Raw genomic sequence first — 16,168 nt, 5'->3', positions numbered from 1 at the left:
AAACTAAGAATTTAGAGCACTGATAAAATGAGTAAGAAAAAACAATTAGACGTAGAACAAACAGAGACATTATTGCTGATCTTAAAACAACGTTTTGAACAAAATATGCATCGTCATCAGGGCCTGAATTGGGATGATATTGAAAATACGTTAAAACAGCAGCCTGAAAAGCTTTGGTCATTGAATGAGATGGAGAATACAGGAGGAGAACCTGATGTGGTTATGTTTGATTCAAAGGTTTCAGAAATCGTATTTTATGATTGCGCTGTAGAATCACCAAAAGGACGTAGAAGCCTGTGCTATGACCGTGATGCATTGGATTCCCGTAAGGAACATAAACCTGAAAATAATGTTATTGATGTAGCTGAAAGGATGGGTGTTGAATTATTGACAGAAGAGCAATATAAGCAATTACAGTCAATTGAACATTTTGATTTAAAAACGTCAAGTTGGGTGAGAGCGCCAGATGATATTCGAATAAAAGGTGGTGCTATTTTTTGTGATAGTCGTTATGGTCGAGTTTTTACCTATCACAATGGAGCACAATCTTATTACTCTACAAGAGGATTTCGTAGTTTATTAAAAATATAGAGTTCGATGAGTATGAATAATTTCTTATAAGAAATTAAAGCAGTGGGTGAATTGTATATATTTTTTAACTTTTAATTTTGCCAAGCGCTTGCTTGGTTTTGGTGGTTTTGATACCTTAGTGTTCACTAAATATTCGAAAACAATGATTAATAATCGCCAGGAAGGAAGCATGCAACTTAATCCCCTATATTATACTGAACAACATTTAGCCTTTGCTGAGAGTGTTAGGCGCTTTACTGAAAAAGAAATTAGCCCTTTTATCAATGAATGGGATGAAGCTGAAACCTTTCCTCGAGAGCTTTATAAAAAGGCCGCAGATATTGGCTTACTCGGTGTTGGTTTTGATGAAAATTATGGCGGTATTGCAGGAACGGATGCATTTTACACCTTGCTTGCTTCGGTTGAATTGGCAAAGTGCGCATCGGGTGGTTTAGCTGCATCATTGCTTTCGCATACTATTGGGACACCACCGATTCAGCATTTTGCCCAAGAGGAGCTAAAAGCTGAGGTCTTACCACAAATTTTGTCAGGCGAAAAAATCTCGGCATTGGCAATTACTGAACCCAGCGGTGGTTCTGATGTGGCAGCCCTAAAAACCAAAGCAGTTCGGGATGGCGACGATTATATTGTCAGTGGTGAAAAGACCTTTATTACCTCAGGTATTCGCGCCGACTATTATACCGTTGCAGTGAGAACCGACCCCAATGCCAAAGGGGCAAATGGTATTTCCATACTGCTGATTGACGCGCATAGTGAGGGCATCACCAAATCTAAGTTGGATAAAATGGGCTGGTGGGCATCGGATACAGCACATTTGCATTTTGATAACGTGCGCGTGCCAGCCAGAAACCTGCTTGGTGCAGAAAATATGGGCTTCTTTGTGATTATGAACAATTTTAACATGGAGCGTTTTTTTCTTGCCGCGAGTAGTTATGGCTATGCGCTGGTTTGTTATGAGGAGGCTTTGGATTGGGCAAAACAGCGCCAGACTTTTGGTAAGCGTTTAATTGACCATCAAGTGGTTCGACATAAGCTGGTGGATATGGCAACCCGTCTGACTTCAACCCGTGCCCTATTGGAAGATACAGCCTATCGTTTAGGAAAACCAGAATTGCAGGGTAATGAACTGATTGCACAAATTTGTATGCTCAAAAATGTGGCAACACAAACCATGCAATTTTGTGCTGATGCTGCGGTACAAACATTAGGTGGTATGGGCTTTATGCGTGGCACAAAATCTGAACGTATTTACCGTGAAGTGAAAGTCAATATGATTGGTGGTGGAGCAGAGGAAATCATGAAAGACCTTGCCAGTCGCCAACTTGGCTATTAATCGAAATCTTTTAGGGCTTTAGATCATGAGGAAATTGGTTTAAAGCCTGATTCATACAACAACAATGAGTTAAATAATAATTTAGGAAAAGAGCATGGATGGTTTATTCAACCCGATTTATTACACAGCAGAACATCGGGCTTTTGCAGACAGTGTAAAACGCTTTGTAGAAAAAGAAATTTCACCTTATGTCAATGAATGGGATGAAGCAGGAACATTCCCACGAGAGCTTTATCAAAAGGCTGCAAGTGTCGGTTTACTGGGCTTGGGTTTTGATGCTGAGCATGGTGGCATTCCTGATGCTGATGCCTTTTATGTGATGTTGGCAGCAATTGAAATGGCAAAAGCGGCATCAGGTGGTGTTCATATTTCCCTGATGATTCATAGTATTGGTACACCACCGATTCATCATTTTGCTCAACCTGAAATTCGGGATCTGGTGATGCCCCAGATTATTGCTGGCGAAAAAATCTCGGCTTTGGCAATTACTGAACCGAGTGGTGGTTCTGATGTGGCGGCAATTAAAACCAAGGCAGTTCGAGAGGGTGATCACTATATTCTAAATGGTGAAAAGACCTTTATCACTTCAGGAATTCGGGCTGATTATTATACCGTTGCGGTCAAAACTGATTCAAATGCGCAGGGTGCTAAGGGTATTTCCATGTTATTGGTCGATGCACATAGTGATGGGATAACCAAATCACCGTTAAAGAAAATGGGCTGGTGGGCATCGGATACCGCACATTTACATTTTGACAATGTCAAAGTGCCTGTTAGCCATTTATTAGGCGAAGAAAATGCAGGTTTTAAAGTGATTATGAATAACTTTAATATGGAGCGTTTTTGGCTGGCGGCAATGGCGTATGGGTATGCGTTGGTATGTTATGAAGAGGCGCTGGATTGGGCCAAACAGCGTCAGACTTTTGGCAAGCGTTTGATTGACCATCAGGTGGTTCGACATAAACTGGTGGATATGGCAACGCAACTGACCACAACGCGGGCATTGCTGGAAGATACAGCCTACCGTATGGGACAGAAAGAGTTACAAGGAGCAGACTTGATTGCGCAAATTTCTATGTCGAAAAATGTGGCAACACGTACCATGCAATTCTGTGCAGATGCAGCTGTTCAAACACTAGGTGGTATGGGCTTTATGCGTGGCACAAAGTCAGAGCGAATTTACCGTGAAGTGAAAGTCAACATGATTGGCGGTGGGGCAGAGGAAATCATGAAAGACTTGATCAGTCGCCAATTGGGCTATTAATTCTTGGTTTGATCATAACAAGTGAAAAGTGCGGTCAAAACACCGCACTTTTTTAATCTCACTTTGGTTGATTATTCTAACTCAGCCAATTGTTCTAAGGAGATTTGACGAATTTCAAAAATTGGTTGCTTAAGAAAGGAGTTTAAGGCTTTTAAGTGAATAAATTTGATATTGTCTAAGGCAATACCAACGATGGAGTCTTTTTCAGCATCGTAACGAATATCTGGCGTTTGCTCGATAAATGCTTTAAACAGGTCTGGACTATCACTTAACTCGGAAAGTGGCTTGTCGAAGAGTGCTTCAAACTCATAATCCATCGCATAAATATTGGATTCCCAGGATACATCACTAAAGTTTTCATCCTGACTGGAAATGATGCTGCCAGTTTCATAGCCACTAAAATAGTCTTCTTCCGAGTTGATCCAAAGCACATAGCAGGGTTGTGTTGCATCGACTTCCAGTAGCTGATACCAGACAATACCTGAGATTTTAGCGAACTCAAATGCATCATCTTCATTCAGTTGAGGGATTTCTCCATCATCAATATCAAAGGTTTTGCCTGTTTTTTCTAGGATAAAAGCTTCAAGTTTTTCATAGGTTTCATCATCTGCCTCACCATTGCCGATGTCATAGTTGCATAGCTCATCATAGTACAAGCCCTGCACCACCAATGCCTTGTATGCCTGTTCAGCTTCGGCCTTGTCTGTGTAAATCTCCTTGATTGTGCCTGTTGAGACGCAGTTGGTGAGATGCCATTCATCATTATAGGCAAAGTCGTTTTGACGGATAACGTATTGGATGTTGCTCATTTTTACTCTATTCCTTTTAAGTAAGTTTGATTGAGTGATTTTTCAAGTTGATAAATTTCTTCAATGCTTAAATAACGAGCTTCTTTTTCAATTGGTTTCTTTAATAGAGCATTGACTTGGGCTAAATCCTTAAATTGTATTTTTAATGAATTGGGTGAATAAAATTTAATATCAGGATTTTCTTCAATTAAGCGTTGTAATAAGAGTGGAGTATCACTTAATTCCTCTAAAGTACCTTTTAAATCAATGTCATGTTCAATAAAAATATCATGGATAGGTGGTGAAATTTCATCATTTAATGGGGAATCTTTGATGAAATTACTTGGAATAAAAATATTGCTTTCTACATCATCATCGTCCATACGAAGATCACAAAAATCATATTGCTGTGATTTCTGGTTAAATAAGACTAGTTGTTTGAGTTGCTTTGGATATTCATATAAACCATATACATAGCATTGTAGCTCTTGGATGATCTCAAATATCTCATCTATAGATTTTTGAGCTAAGATATTCTCTTGTCCATGAAATTCTTCATGTGAATATTCACAATACATGATATTTTCAAAATGAACTTTATGACTAAAATCATATTCAAGTTGTTTCCATTTTGAAACTGCATCTTCTTTATTATCAAATAAGTCTGTGATATGACCTGTATGGTCAGTATAATCTATCAGAGGTTTATACCATTCATCGGTATAAAAAAATGATAAATGACGAATCACATAGATTTTTTCTTGCATGATTATTTTCCTTTAAGCAATTTTAGTTTTTAATTCTTGTAATTTCACTGCACTAGGCGGCACAGCCATTCCATTATCCATCCAAAGCTCAAAACGCATTGGATTGAAAAAGAAGTCTGGACTGATATCAAAATCAATAAACTTGGCTTCAGCTTTTCCCATCATTGGCAAAATGGTATTAATAAACCAACTATTATGCGTAATCAGTAAGGACTTTAATTGTCCTGTGACTGATAAAGGTGAAAGTAAAGTCGCAGAGATTTTGGGATCATCAATCACATCGGAATGGAATTTTTCCAGACGTTTCGCCAGCCCATCAGTCGGAATATCCTGCATGGCTGCAACAAAATCGCCTAAGGTTGGAATAAAACGATGATGAAAATCCACCAGTAAATGATCTTTTTCGCACAGGTCTTTGACTTCGATACTTTTGCCAGCACTATTTTCAAAATGGTGTCCAAAGATTGGAATAATCACTTCCTGAACACCCCAAAAGGTATGCAGGATACGATGGCGGTTGTCGGTACAGAGCATTTTGGTGCTGTCGATCAGCGCATGAATATCAATATAGTCTTCAAGCTCGCCCCCACGACGTTTCACCGAAATATTGGCATGTTGTACTGGATTCATTTTTACTATTTCTTGTAATCGTTTGATGTTTCAACAGAATAGCAGTTTTTATTTTGAACAAGAATAGAGAAAAATGACTAGGCGTTAAGTTATGTCGTGCAATAATCCAGTTATTTCAAGGCCATTTCCCAGACCATTTCAGTCAGTTCATCTACCTTTACTTTTCCCTCAGGTCGATACCATGTGACCGACCAGGAAATAGAACCACCAACCAAACGTCGCCAGATAAAGGCATCATGTTTAACCTTGCCTTGGGCACGTAATTTCTCAATCACATCCAGCCAAATCTGCTCATATTCATTACGCATTTTAAGCAGATATTCCTGTTTCTCTTTAGAGAGGGCAAACCATTCATGTACCAGTACAGCCATTGCTGCCCCTGTATCGCCTGTAATTGAAATCAGTTCAGCCTTGATTAAGTCGCGTAATTGTTGTTCAGGATCACTGGAGCGCTCAGCCGCTTCTTTTAAACGGGCAAAATTGTAAATAATGGTTTGTTCCATCACGGTGGCGAGAATGTCATCCTTACTTTTAAAATGATGGAAAAGACTGCCAGACTGGATACCAATAAACTCACCGAGTTGGCGAACCGTGGTCTTGTCATAACCCTGTTTGTAAAACAGATAGGCGGCACCAAGCAGCAAGCGTCCACGTGGACTATCGTCAAAACATACAATTTTAGGTATTTGCTCAATTGAAGTAGCAATCATGCCAATCTATCTATCCCGTTTACTCTAGTGTGTATTGTAACAAAATTCATTTCGTAAATTGTCTTATCTTTTTATAACAAGTATTTGCCTGAGTTTGTTTATTTTTGCCAATACAGCATATCATTATGCACTTTACAAACCAAGCACTTGCTTGGTAATGTTAAGGCGTTTTTAGCAATAACAATGAGAAAGCTCATGACAAGCGTCAAACAGGATGACCAGAGGGTAGTCAAAATCGGGTGTGCATCAGGATTCTGGGGCGATACCAACACAGCTGCATTTCAGTTGGTCCATCTGAGTGATATTGATTATCTGGTTTTTGATTATCTGTCAGAAATTACCATGTCGATCATGGCCAAGGCGATGATGACCGATCCAAGTCATGGCTATGCACTGGATTTCGTCAGTCGTGTCATGTCGCCCCTCATCAAAAAAATTGCAGAGAAAAAAATAAAAGTCATTAGCAATGCTGGGGGTGTTAATCCTTTAGCCTGTCGTGATGCACTACAAAAAATCATTGATGAAAAGGGATTGGATTTAAAAGTTGCAGTGGTACTTGGTGATGATATACTGCCTAAACATGCTGAATTACTTAAACAAAATGTTCAGGAAATGTTTAATGGCGAAGCTTTGCCTGCGCATGTTGCCAGTAGCAATGCCTATCTAGGAGCCGTTGCGATTCGGGATGCCTTGGACTTGGGTGCGGATATTGTGATTACGGGGCGTGTGGTCGATTCGGCGGTTGTGCTTGCACCCTTATTACATGAATACAAATGGTCACTGGGTGATTATGACAAGCTGGCACAGGGTTCATTGGCAGGGCATGTGATTGAATGTGGTGCGCAATGTACAGGTGGTAATTTTACCGATTGGCGTTTGGTACAGGGCTTTGACAATATGGGCTTTCCGATTGTGGAAGTCAGTGCAGATAGCTCCTTTATCGTGACCAAGCCACAAGGTACAGGTGGATTGGTTTCAACTGCGACTGTGGCAGAGCAGATTGTTTATGAAATTGGCAATCCACAAGCTTACTTACTTCCTGATGTGACTGCTGATTTTAGCCAAGTCCATTTAGAACAGGTAGGTGAAGATCGGGTTAAGGTGACAGGGGCGACAGGTCGTGCGCCAACAGGGCAATATAAAGTCAGTGCCACTTATGCTGATGGTTATCGTGTTCTCGTCAGTTTCTTGATTGCAGGTCGTGAAGCGCCTGAAAAAGCACAGGTTATTGCTGATGCGATTCTAAATAAATGTGAACGCGTCTTGGCTCTGCGTTCAGTCCCACCATTTAGTGAAAAATCGGTGGAGATTCTTGGGATTGAAAGTACCTATGGTTCACATTCAAGAATCAAGGATAGCCGTGAAGTGGTGGTCAAGATTGCCGTGAAACATATGTTTAAAGAAGCCTGTATGTTCTTTGCCTCTGAAATTGCACAGGCATCTACAGGTATGGCACCTGCTTTGGCAGGCATTGTCGGTGGTCGCCCTAAAGCTTCGGCAGTGGTGAAACTGTTCTCTTTCCTGATTGATAAAGATCAAATCAATGTTGAGGTGGACTTCGCAGGACAACGCCATCCAGTTCAGATTCCAACAGGTTTAGCTCCACAAGACATTATCCTGCATCCAGTGGGTGAAGTGGCGAGCTATCAAGGCGATGAAATTGAAGTGCCTTTGGTTGAGGTCGCTCATGCACGTAGTGGCGATAAGGGCAATCACAGCAATATCGGGGTGATTGCACGTAAAGCAGAATATTTGCCGTGGATTCGTGCTGCACTCACCGAAGCCAATGTTGCGGACTATATGCAGCATGTTTTAGATCCAGATAAATCAAAAGTCATTCGTTATGAATTACCTGCCATGCATGCACTGAATTTTATGCTGGAAAACGCACTGGGTGGTGGGGGAATTGCCAGCCTGCGTATTGACCCACAAGGTAAGGCATTTGCACAGCAATTATTAGATATGCCAGTCAAAGTACCAGCACAATTGTTAGAAAAATAAGTAAGGATGTAAAAATGGGTTATCAATCAATTTTCAGGGCAGATGCTTTTGCCGACAAAGTGATTATCATCACGGGTGGCGGCTCGGGTATTGGGCGTTGCACCGCACATGAATTGGCATCCTTAGGTGCACAGGTCATCATCACAGGGCGTAAAATTGAAAAGCTGGAAAAAACCGCTGCGGAAATTAACGAAGATGGTGGCAAAGTTCATTTCATCGTCTGTGATAACCGTGATGAAGAACAAGTCAAAAACATGATTGCCGAAGTGATTGAAAAATTCGGCAAGCTGGATGGTTTGGTCAATAATGCGGGTGGGCAATTCCCATCTAATCTGGAAAGTATCTCTGCCAATGGTTTTGATGCGGTGGTGCGTAATAACCTGCATTCAACTTTTTACCTGATGAGAGAAGCTTATAACCAGTGGATGGCAAAACATGGTGGCAGCATTGTCAATATGGCTGCCGATATGTGGGGCGGTATGCCTGGTATGGGGCATTCAGGTGCAGCACGTTCAGGTGTGGACAATCTGACCAAAACCGCTTCAGTGGAATGGGGACGTTCAGGTGTTCGGGTTAACTGCGTTGCACCAGGCTGGATTATTTCTTCTGGCATGGATAATTACAGTGGTGATTTTGCCAAATTCATTATCCCAAGTTTGGCTGGCAATGTTCCTTTAAAACGTATGGGGACAGAGTCTGAGATTTCTTCAGCGATTTGCTATTTACTTTCTGATGCCGCTGCTTTTGTCTCAGGTGTGACGTTAAGGGTCGATGGCGCAGCTTCACAAGGGACACGGATGTATCCATTGGCAGATGCGACCAATAGCCATTCTTTTAATGGTTTCCACCGTGCTTTTATTCCTGATGTACTCAAAGATCAGATTGGAAAAGCAGAGCAACAAGATGAAAAGAAGGACTAAACCATGACAATTCTTCAATCTGAAATTGCAGTGGGTAGTGAACAGTACCAAAAAAATCGGGATGCTTTACTCAATCAAATCGCAGAAGTCCGTGCCGTACAACAAAAAGGCATTGATAAGTCTTATGCAGCAAAGCCGAAGTTTGATAAGAAAGGCAAAATTCTGCCGCATGAGCGGGTGCGTTTACTTCTTGATGCGGATTCGCCTTTTGTCGAGCTATGTGGCCTAGTTGGCTACAACATGCATGATGATAAGGATGGTTCGGAGGCAGGTGGCGGCATTATCGCGGGGATCGGTTTTGTCAGTGGTGTTCGTGCTCTAGTGACTGCCAGTAATAGTGCGATCAAGGGCGGCACCATGTCCCCAATGGGCGTACAGAAAACCTTACGCTTGCAAAAGATTGCGCTTGAACAAAAATTACCGATTGTGACATTGACCGAGAGTGGTGGGGCGAACCTGAACTATGCGGCAGAAGTATTTACCTATGGTGGCATGACCTTTGCCAATCAGGCACGCATGTCTGCGGCAGGGATTCCACAGATTTCGGTGGTGCATGGTAATGCCACTGCGGGTGGTGCTTATCAACCTGGTTTATCTGACTATGTGATTGCTGTGCGTAAGCAAACAGAAATGCTGTTGGCTGGTCCACCATTATTGTTGGCCGCAACAGGTGAAGTGGCAACCGCAGAGGAGCTCGGTGGTGCAGAAATGCATACCCAAGTGTCAGGTGTGGCGGAATATCTGGCTGAAAATGATGCCGATGGCATTCGTATTGCCCGTGAAATTTTTGAGCATCTGAACTGGAAAGAACAAACCACCAGTCTCAATCAGGACTATAAGGAACCACGTTATTCAGCAGAAGAACTTTTAGGCATTATTCCACAGGATCCAAAGCAACCTTTCGATATGAAAGAAGTGGTAGCACGGATTATTGATGATTCTGATTTTCTGGAGTTTAAGCAGGAATATGATGCTTTAACCGTTTGCGGTTGGGCAAAAATGGGCGGGGTACATATTGGCATCATTACCAATAATGGTCCAATCACACCACAGGGGGCGGTCAAGGCAGCGCAGTTTATTCACCTCTGTGAGCAAACCCAGCGCCCACTTTTATTCCTGCATAACACCACTGGCTTTATGGTGGGGACCGATGCTGAACAGAATGGCATCATCAAACATGGTTCCAAGTTGATTCAAGCCGTTGCCAATGCGACTGTGCCGAAAATCTCGATTGTGGTGGCGGGTTCCTATGGCGCAGGTAACTATGCCATGTGTGGGCGTAGTCTTTCACCTAGCTTTATCTTTGCTTGGCCAAACTCGCATGTGGCGGTGATGGGTTCTGCTCAGGCAGGGAAAGTGCTGCGTATCGTGGCTGAGGGTAAACAGAAAGCCTCTGGCATGGAGCCGAATCCGCAGATGCTGGATTTCCTTGAGCAAAGTACCTCAATGAAACTGGAACAACAATCAACGGCATTGTTCAACACTGCAATGTTGCATGACGATGGCATTATCGACCCACGAGATACCCGTAAGGTATTGATCTTCTTGTTACAGACCATTTATGAAGCACAGCAACGTGAGTTAAATCCAACACGATTTGGCGTGTCACGTTTCTAATTCAACAAAAAATTTAGGCAATAAAAATATTTAGGACAAAACCATGAAATTTACCGCAGAGCATGACGCTTTACGCCGTACCGCACGTCAGTTTGTAGAAAATGAACTCAACCCATTTATTCCAGAATGGGAAGAGGCAGGACGTTTCCCAATCCATGATGTATTTAAAAAAATGGCAGACTTGGGCTTACTGGGTATTTGTAAGCCTGAAGAAAATGGCGGCTTAGGTCTGGATTATTCTTATAACCTTGTGGTGGCAGAAGAGTTGGGCCGTGCAGCCTGTGGTGGTGTGCCATTGGCGATTGGTGTGCAAACCGATATGGCAACCCCAGCCCTTGCCCGTTTTGGTAGCAAGGAACTGAGAGAAGAATTTTTGAATCCTGCGATTCGTGGTGAGTATGTGGCTTCAATTGCAGTATCAGAAGTACATGCGGGTTCAGATGTAGCCGCAGTTAAAACCACAGCAAAAAAAGATGGCGATGATTATGTGATTAATGGCAGCAAAATGTGGATTACCAATTCACTGCAAGCAGATTTCTTCTGCCTGCTTGCCAATACCTCTGATGATAAACCGCATGTCAATAAATCCATGATTATTGTCCCAGCGAAAACCGCAGGGATTAGTTTTTCAGAACCGTTGAATAAATTGGGTATGCGCTCAACCACAACCGCTCAAGTTTATTTTGATAATGTCCGCGTACCGCAACGCAATCTGGTGGGTGCTGAGGGTATGGGCTTTATGATGCAGATGATGCAGTTTCAGGAAGAACGCATGTGGGCATGTGCCAATGCAGTCGGTGGGCTGGAAAATGTGATTAAACAAACCATTGATTACACCAAGGATCGTACCACTTTTGGACAGCCACTCATTAATAACCAATATGTACATTTCCGTTTTGCTGAGTTGATGACCGAAGTGGAAGCCCTTAAGGCACTGACTTATCAAGCCTGTGAGCAGCATATTGCAGGGGAGAATGTCACCATGATGGCTTCAATGGCAAAACTCAAGGCAGGGCGTTTAACCCGTGAGGTGGCGGATAGCTGCCTACAATATTGGGGCGGTAATGGCTTTATGTGGGATAATCCAGCTTCTCAGCTTTATCGTGATGGTCGTCTTGGCTCGATTGGCGGTGGTGCGGATGAGATCATGTTGGGAATTATCTGCAAGCTAATGGATATTTTGCCGAAGAAGCAGAAAGGGTGATCTAAAGTTAATTGATATTTTACCTATATCTAAATCTTCCCTGAGATGCGGCTTAAGCATCATGGTAGGGAGGATTTAGAAAGGTAAAATGAAAAATGATGAAAGATTGGTATACCTCAAGTGGCTAAAGTTTGGCTTTGCATTATCCTGATAATAAAACGAAATATTTTACCTATAAAAATAGTTTTAAAATCTTTATAAAAACATCAATATTTATTTGATATCAATTATTTAATTTTTTAAATTCATCGCAATTTTTTCCCTCTGGATTGTCATCTTCAGGGTATTGACTTATGATGTTTGTGATGACCTGCCAAAATAGAATGTTATACAAATACCCAGAATATTTAAAAAAATATTGGCCTTTTGTCGTGTTGCAAGATGCAACACATGGAACAAAAATATGCAAAGGATAATGCAGCGGCTCCAACATAAATGGCGTATTCGCATGGTGATGACCATGATGATGATCATTGCCATCACATTGACATCCGTCACTTTTACAACAGTTAACTGGTTTGAGGCAAAGACTTTGCTTCTGGATGCCGCAACTAGCAAGGCGGAAATGACCAGTCAAATCACGGAACAAAAAGTACAACAAATTATTGATCCTGCTGAAGCACTGCTGCGCGTTCTGGCCTTTGATCCTGTGGTTGAAGCCAGCACATTGCCCCAGCGGTTGCGACGCCTAGAGGCCTTTACTACCAATTTGTATGCCAATCCATTATTAACGTCTGTGTATATTGGCTATGATAATGGTGACTATTTTCTGGTGAGTCCATTAACCAAGGCGACATTACGTCAGAGCTATCGCGCACCAGAACAGGCAAAATACGTGGTTCGTGCATTGTTGGGGCAGGCAGGAGAAAAGCGTACACACCAACTTTTATTCTATGATCAGCATCTCAACCTGATTGAGCAACGTACAGATCCAGACTATGTGTATGATCCTCGGCAACGTCCCTGGTATAACAATGCGCTTGCCACCACAGATGTTGCCATTTCAAAACCCTATATTTATGCAGATACACCTTTAATGGGTGTAACACTTTCCATGCGCAGTAGTAATTCCCATGCGATTGTTGCGATGGATTTACCCTTAAATGGAATTAAGGATGCACTGCAACAATTGAGTATTACCCCCCATAGTCAAATTGCATTGGTGGATAGTCAGGGCGAAGTGATTGGGGTCAATACGGGGTCGGCTATTGATCAAGTCACATCCACCACACCAGCCCCTGCACTGCAACATCTGGAAAACACAGCCTTATTGCAGTTGTGGCAGTTACCATCACAAACTCAGGTGATGACCTATCAGGCTGATGATCAACAATGGTTGGGGCGAAAGATTGAACTTGCCCAATATCGTGAACTGGGGCTACAGCTATTGGTTGCCATTCCAAGTCAAGAGCTACTCAAGGATTTGCCTGTTTATCGCCGCCAGATGATTGGGATTGCGATTGTCTTGGGGATGCTGCTTCTTGCTTTGGGGGCATGGCTTGGTCATCGTATTGGCCAGATTATTGAACAGCATATTCGTCGTGTTCGGCAGATGTCACATTTTGATTTTAGTCGTCCTAGCCCTGAGTTTAGTTTGTTGTATGAAGCCTATCAACTGACCGATGTTACGGATGATGTCAGCCGTACCATGGAAGCATTGTTAAAAATCAGTCAGGTGCTGCAAGCTGAACCACAGATCGACACCATGCTGAATAAAGTACTTCGGTTGTTTGTAGAGGCCGCTCGTTGTGATAGTGGCGCAGTGTATCTTTTTCAGTCAAAAGATAACAGTTGGCAAAAAAATGCCGCCTATGGACGACAAGATCAGGTAGATACCGTTGCGGCACAATTGGGCAACATTGAGAATCAGCAGCCTAACCGCCATGCCCTGTGTCAGGCTTTTGCCATACGTGGGCGTGATGGACATATTTTGGGTTATGTGATTTTAGAGCATAAAGGTGATCATGAACATACGTCACAAAACTTCCTGATTTTTAGTGAACGGTTAACTGGAATGTTGGCAATTCCAATTGAAACAAGGCAATTTATTGAATCACAGAAAGCGCTTCTGGAGGCTTTCATTCTGGTTCTTGCCGATGCGATTGATACTAAGAGTGCCCATACAGGAGGACATTGTCGTCGTGTGCCCAAACTGGCAATGATGATTGTGGATCACTTGTCAGCAGAAACACAAGGGCAATATGCTGATTTCCATTGCAATGCGGATGATCGTGAGGCTTTCCGTCTGGCAGCATGGCTACACGACTGCGGTAAGATTACCACGCCTGAACATATTATTGACAAAGCCACCAAACTGGAAACCTTGTACAACCGTATCCATGAAATCCGTACCCGTTTTGAAGTGTTATATCGGGATGCCGAGATAGCGTGTCTAAAGGCTCAACTGACAGGAACAGAACAGGCATGTGCAGAAGCCCAGCGTGATGCACAGTATGCGCAACTACAGGCTGATTTTGCCTTTATTGCCAAATGCAATATTGGAGGGGAATTTTTAAGTGATGAGACGATTTTACGTTTAGAACAGATCGCACAGCGAACATGGTTACGTCATTTTGATAATCGTCTTGGGCTATCGCTACTGGAACAGTCACTTTATCATCATCCTGCGCCACCACTCCCCGTACAGGAGCGACTACTGGCAGATAAACCTGAGCATATCGTTGCATGGGATGAAAATTATAAGCCCCATGTAGAGCGGGATGATCCGTTAAACATGCATGGTTTTGACATGCAACTTCCGCATTACCAAAGAAATACTGGAGAAATTTATAATCTCAGTATTCGCCGTGGGACACTGACCAGCGAAGATCGTTTTGCGATTAACAATCATATCGTCCAGACCCTGATTATGCTGACCAAATTACCTTGGCCCAAGCATTTGCAGCGTATTCCTGACCTTGCCACTAACCATCATGAACGTATGGATGGACAGGGTTATCCAAGACGCTTACAAGCGGCACAAATGTCTGTTGAGGAGCGTGTTCTGGCATTGGCCGATGTTTTTGAGGCTCTCACTGCCGCGGATCGTCCTTACAAATCTGCCAAAACCATTTCTGAGTCGCTGATGATCATGGCAAAAATGTGTCAGGAAAATCATCTTGACCGTACACTGTTTATCTATTTTGTCCAAAGTCGTTTATGGCTGGATTATGCCCAACAGTTTATTCCACCTCATCAAGTTGATGAGGTTGATATAGACGCTGTGGTGCGTACCGCCAAAGCTAATCACGCATGATAATGCTTATTTTACAAACCAAGCACTTGCTTGGTTTGTAAAGTGGAGATATATTGTGAAGCATGGTTGGGTTGATGTGAGGGGCTGAGGTCATGGTCATCTGGGCTATAACAATGTCATATGTTGGGCAAGGATCTTTGATCCAGGTAATGCTGCCCCTGTGATCATGTGGTTGCGTATGATATTGATCCCGTATAGCTAACCTGTGATTAAGAATGAAAAATTAGGAATAAAATGAGTAATCTGGATACTTTACAAGTGGATGACAGCATCCAGCTTGAACGACAAGGCAGTATTTTAACGCTATGGCTGAACCGACCTGAAAGCCGTAATGCCATGAGTTTAAACATGGTCAATGCCATTCAGCAGGTCTTTGCTCATATTGCCGAAGATACCTCGATTCGTGCCGTGATCCTGCGTGGAAAAGGCGGGCATTTCTGTGCAGGTGGAGACATTAAGGATATGGCGGGCTTACGTGTTGAAGCTGCCAATGCTGGTAGCCTACAACCCTATGTTGATTTTAACCGCCGTTTCGGTGCCATGATTGAACAGGTTGATCAGGCACCGCAAACTGTTGTGGCGATTTTAGAGGGTGCGGTACTGGGTGGTGGTTTTGGCTTGGCCTGTGTTTCTGATGTAGCGATTAGTCGTGATAACGCCCAGTTTGGTTTACCTGAAACAGGTTTGGGTGTGTTGCCAGCACAAATTGCCCCTTTTGTGGTGAAACGAATTGGACTGACCCAAGCGCGTCGTTTGGCACTATTGGGCTTGCGTTTTAATGGTGAGACCGCATTAAAGCTCGGTGTAGTGCATGAAGTGGCTTCAGATGAAGCAGCGCTTGAACAAAAACTTGCTGAGACCGTTCAACAGATTAAACGTGCTGCGCCGTTGGCATCCCGTACCACCAAAGCCTTATTACACCGTACTTTAAATGAGCCTTTAGACACTTTGCTTGATGATGCTGCACAGCAGTTTGCTCAAGCCGTTGGTGGGGCAGAAGGTCAGGAAGGCACGATGGCCTTTATTCAAAAACGTTTGCCAACTTGGGCAATGGATGAGCAGTGATCAGCAAAGCACTGCTCACTGC

The 16,168-nt window shown here is 42.9% G+C and carries 13 protein-coding genes; 9 read left to right on the top strand and 4 right to left on the bottom strand.

Annotation, left to right across the window (positions count from 1 at the left end; genetic code table 11):
• Positions 1-27 precede the first annotated feature (27 nt).
• The 3 genes from QLH32_RS08215 to QLH32_RS08205 all read left to right on the top strand — a co-directional run bounded on the left by QLH32_RS08215 (position 28) and on the right by QLH32_RS08205 (position 3,188).
• Positions 28-591, top strand: coding sequence for a DUF4256 domain-containing protein (locus tag QLH32_RS08215; RefSeq protein ID WP_283269081.1), 564 nt, complete (start codon positions 28-30; stop codon positions 589-591).
• A 169-nt stretch (positions 592-760) separates the two neighbouring features.
• Positions 761-1,924: an acyl-CoA dehydrogenase family protein gene (locus QLH32_RS08210; protein WP_283269079.1), complete on the top strand. Its 1,164-nt coding sequence runs from the start codon at positions 761-763 to the stop codon at positions 1,922-1,924.
• A 94-nt stretch (positions 1,925-2,018) separates the two neighbouring features.
• Positions 2,019-3,188 (top strand): acyl-CoA dehydrogenase family protein, encoded by a 1,170-nt coding sequence (locus QLH32_RS08205; RefSeq protein ID WP_283269077.1) that lies wholly within the window; start codon positions 2,019-2,021, stop codon positions 3,186-3,188.
• 71 nt (positions 3,189-3,259) lie between these two features.
• Here QLH32_RS08205 and QLH32_RS08200 read toward each other — a convergent pair whose 3' ends face one another.
• The 4 genes from QLH32_RS08200 to QLH32_RS08185 form a co-directional block, all read right to left on the bottom strand.
• Positions 3,260-3,997: a hypothetical protein gene (locus QLH32_RS08200; RefSeq protein ID WP_283269076.1), complete on the bottom strand. Its 738-nt coding sequence runs from the start codon at positions 3,995-3,997 to the stop codon at positions 3,260-3,262.
• Positions 3,998-3,999: 2 nt separating this feature from the next.
• Positions 4,000-4,743: a hypothetical protein gene (locus QLH32_RS08195; RefSeq protein WP_283269075.1), complete on the bottom strand. Its 744-nt coding sequence runs from the start codon at positions 4,741-4,743 to the stop codon at positions 4,000-4,002.
• 12 nt (positions 4,744-4,755) lie between these two features.
• On the bottom strand, positions 4,756-5,373 hold the full coding sequence (locus QLH32_RS08190; protein ID WP_283269074.1) for a DUF6915 family protein: 618 nt from the start codon (positions 5,371-5,373) through the stop codon (positions 4,756-4,758).
• A gap of 110 nt (positions 5,374-5,483) precedes the next feature.
• The gene (locus tag QLH32_RS08185) at positions 5,484-6,083 is read right to left on the bottom strand and encodes a TetR/AcrR family transcriptional regulator (protein ID WP_283269073.1); all 600 of its coding nucleotides are present in this window, start codon (positions 6,081-6,083) and stop codon (positions 5,484-5,486) included.
• 195 nt (positions 6,084-6,278) lie between these two features.
• Here QLH32_RS08185 and QLH32_RS08180 point away from each other — a divergent pair, with 195 nt between their 5' ends.
• The 6 genes from QLH32_RS08180 to QLH32_RS08155 all read left to right on the top strand — a co-directional run bounded on the left by QLH32_RS08180 (position 6,279) and on the right by QLH32_RS08155 (position 16,146).
• Positions 6,279-8,084, top strand: a complete 1,806-nt coding sequence (locus QLH32_RS08180) for an acyclic terpene utilization AtuA family protein (protein WP_283269072.1) — start codon at positions 6,279-6,281, stop codon at positions 8,082-8,084.
• Between the two features lie 14 nt (positions 8,085-8,098).
• Positions 8,099-9,004, top strand: coding sequence for an SDR family oxidoreductase (locus tag QLH32_RS08175; protein ID WP_283269071.1), 906 nt, complete (start codon positions 8,099-8,101; stop codon positions 9,002-9,004).
• Between the two features lie 3 nt (positions 9,005-9,007).
• Positions 9,008-10,621, top strand: a complete 1,614-nt coding sequence (locus tag QLH32_RS08170) for an acyl-CoA carboxylase subunit beta (protein ID WP_283269070.1) — start codon at positions 9,008-9,010, stop codon at positions 10,619-10,621.
• A gap of 43 nt (positions 10,622-10,664) precedes the next feature.
• Entirely contained in the window at positions 10,665-11,825 is a 1,161-nt protein-coding gene (locus QLH32_RS08165; protein ID WP_283269069.1) for an acyl-CoA dehydrogenase family protein, read from the top strand.
• A 415-nt stretch (positions 11,826-12,240) separates the two neighbouring features.
• The gene (locus QLH32_RS08160; RefSeq protein ID WP_283269068.1) at positions 12,241-15,081 is read left to right on the top strand and encodes an HD domain-containing phosphohydrolase; all 2,841 of its coding nucleotides are present in this window, start codon (positions 12,241-12,243) and stop codon (positions 15,079-15,081) included.
• A gap of 234 nt (positions 15,082-15,315) precedes the next feature.
• On the top strand, positions 15,316-16,146 hold the full coding sequence (locus tag QLH32_RS08155) for an enoyl-CoA hydratase/isomerase family protein (RefSeq protein WP_283269067.1): 831 nt from the start codon (positions 15,316-15,318) through the stop codon (positions 16,144-16,146).
• The last annotated feature ends 22 nt before the right edge of the window (positions 16,147-16,168 follow it).

This window comes from Acinetobacter corruptisaponis, assembly GCF_030053775.1.
GTDB lineage: Bacteria > Pseudomonadota > Gammaproteobacteria > Pseudomonadales > Moraxellaceae > Acinetobacter > Acinetobacter corruptisaponis.
Note: the sequence above shows the minus strand (reverse complement) of the source record. Positions and strands in the feature narration are given on the sequence as shown.

What these genes read in the sequence shown, in the direction of transcription:
- QLH32_RS08215 (WP_283269081.1), top strand. Translation starts at nt 28, where the DNA reads ATGAGTAAGAAAAAACAATTAGACGTAGAACAAACAGAGACATTATTG.
- QLH32_RS08210 (WP_283269079.1), top strand. Translation starts at nt 761, where the DNA reads ATGCAACTTAATCCCCTATATTATACTGAACAACATTTAGCCTTTGCT.
- QLH32_RS08205 (WP_283269077.1), top strand. Translation starts at nt 2,019, where the DNA reads ATGGATGGTTTATTCAACCCGATTTATTACACAGCAGAACATCGGGCT.
- QLH32_RS08200 (WP_283269076.1), bottom strand. Translation starts at nt 3,997, where the DNA reads ATGAGCAACATCCAATACGTTATCCGTCAAAACGACTTTGCCTATAAT.
- QLH32_RS08195 (WP_283269075.1), bottom strand. Translation starts at nt 4,743, where the DNA reads ATGCAAGAAAAAATCTATGTGATTCGTCATTTATCATTTTTTTATACC.
- QLH32_RS08190 (WP_283269074.1), bottom strand. Translation starts at nt 5,373, where the DNA reads ATGAATCCAGTACAACATGCCAATATTTCGGTGAAACGTCGTGGGGGC.
- QLH32_RS08185 (WP_283269073.1), bottom strand. Translation starts at nt 6,083, where the DNA reads ATGATTGCTACTTCAATTGAGCAAATACCTAAAATTGTATGTTTTGAC.
- QLH32_RS08180 (WP_283269072.1), top strand. Translation starts at nt 6,279, where the DNA reads ATGACAAGCGTCAAACAGGATGACCAGAGGGTAGTCAAAATCGGGTGT.
- QLH32_RS08175 (WP_283269071.1), top strand. Translation starts at nt 8,099, where the DNA reads ATGGGTTATCAATCAATTTTCAGGGCAGATGCTTTTGCCGACAAAGTG.
- QLH32_RS08170 (WP_283269070.1), top strand. Translation starts at nt 9,008, where the DNA reads ATGACAATTCTTCAATCTGAAATTGCAGTGGGTAGTGAACAGTACCAA.
- QLH32_RS08165 (WP_283269069.1), top strand. Translation starts at nt 10,665, where the DNA reads ATGAAATTTACCGCAGAGCATGACGCTTTACGCCGTACCGCACGTCAG.
- QLH32_RS08160 (WP_283269068.1), top strand. Translation starts at nt 12,241, where the DNA reads ATGCAGCGGCTCCAACATAAATGGCGTATTCGCATGGTGATGACCATG.
- QLH32_RS08155 (WP_283269067.1), top strand. Translation starts at nt 15,316, where the DNA reads ATGAGTAATCTGGATACTTTACAAGTGGATGACAGCATCCAGCTTGAA.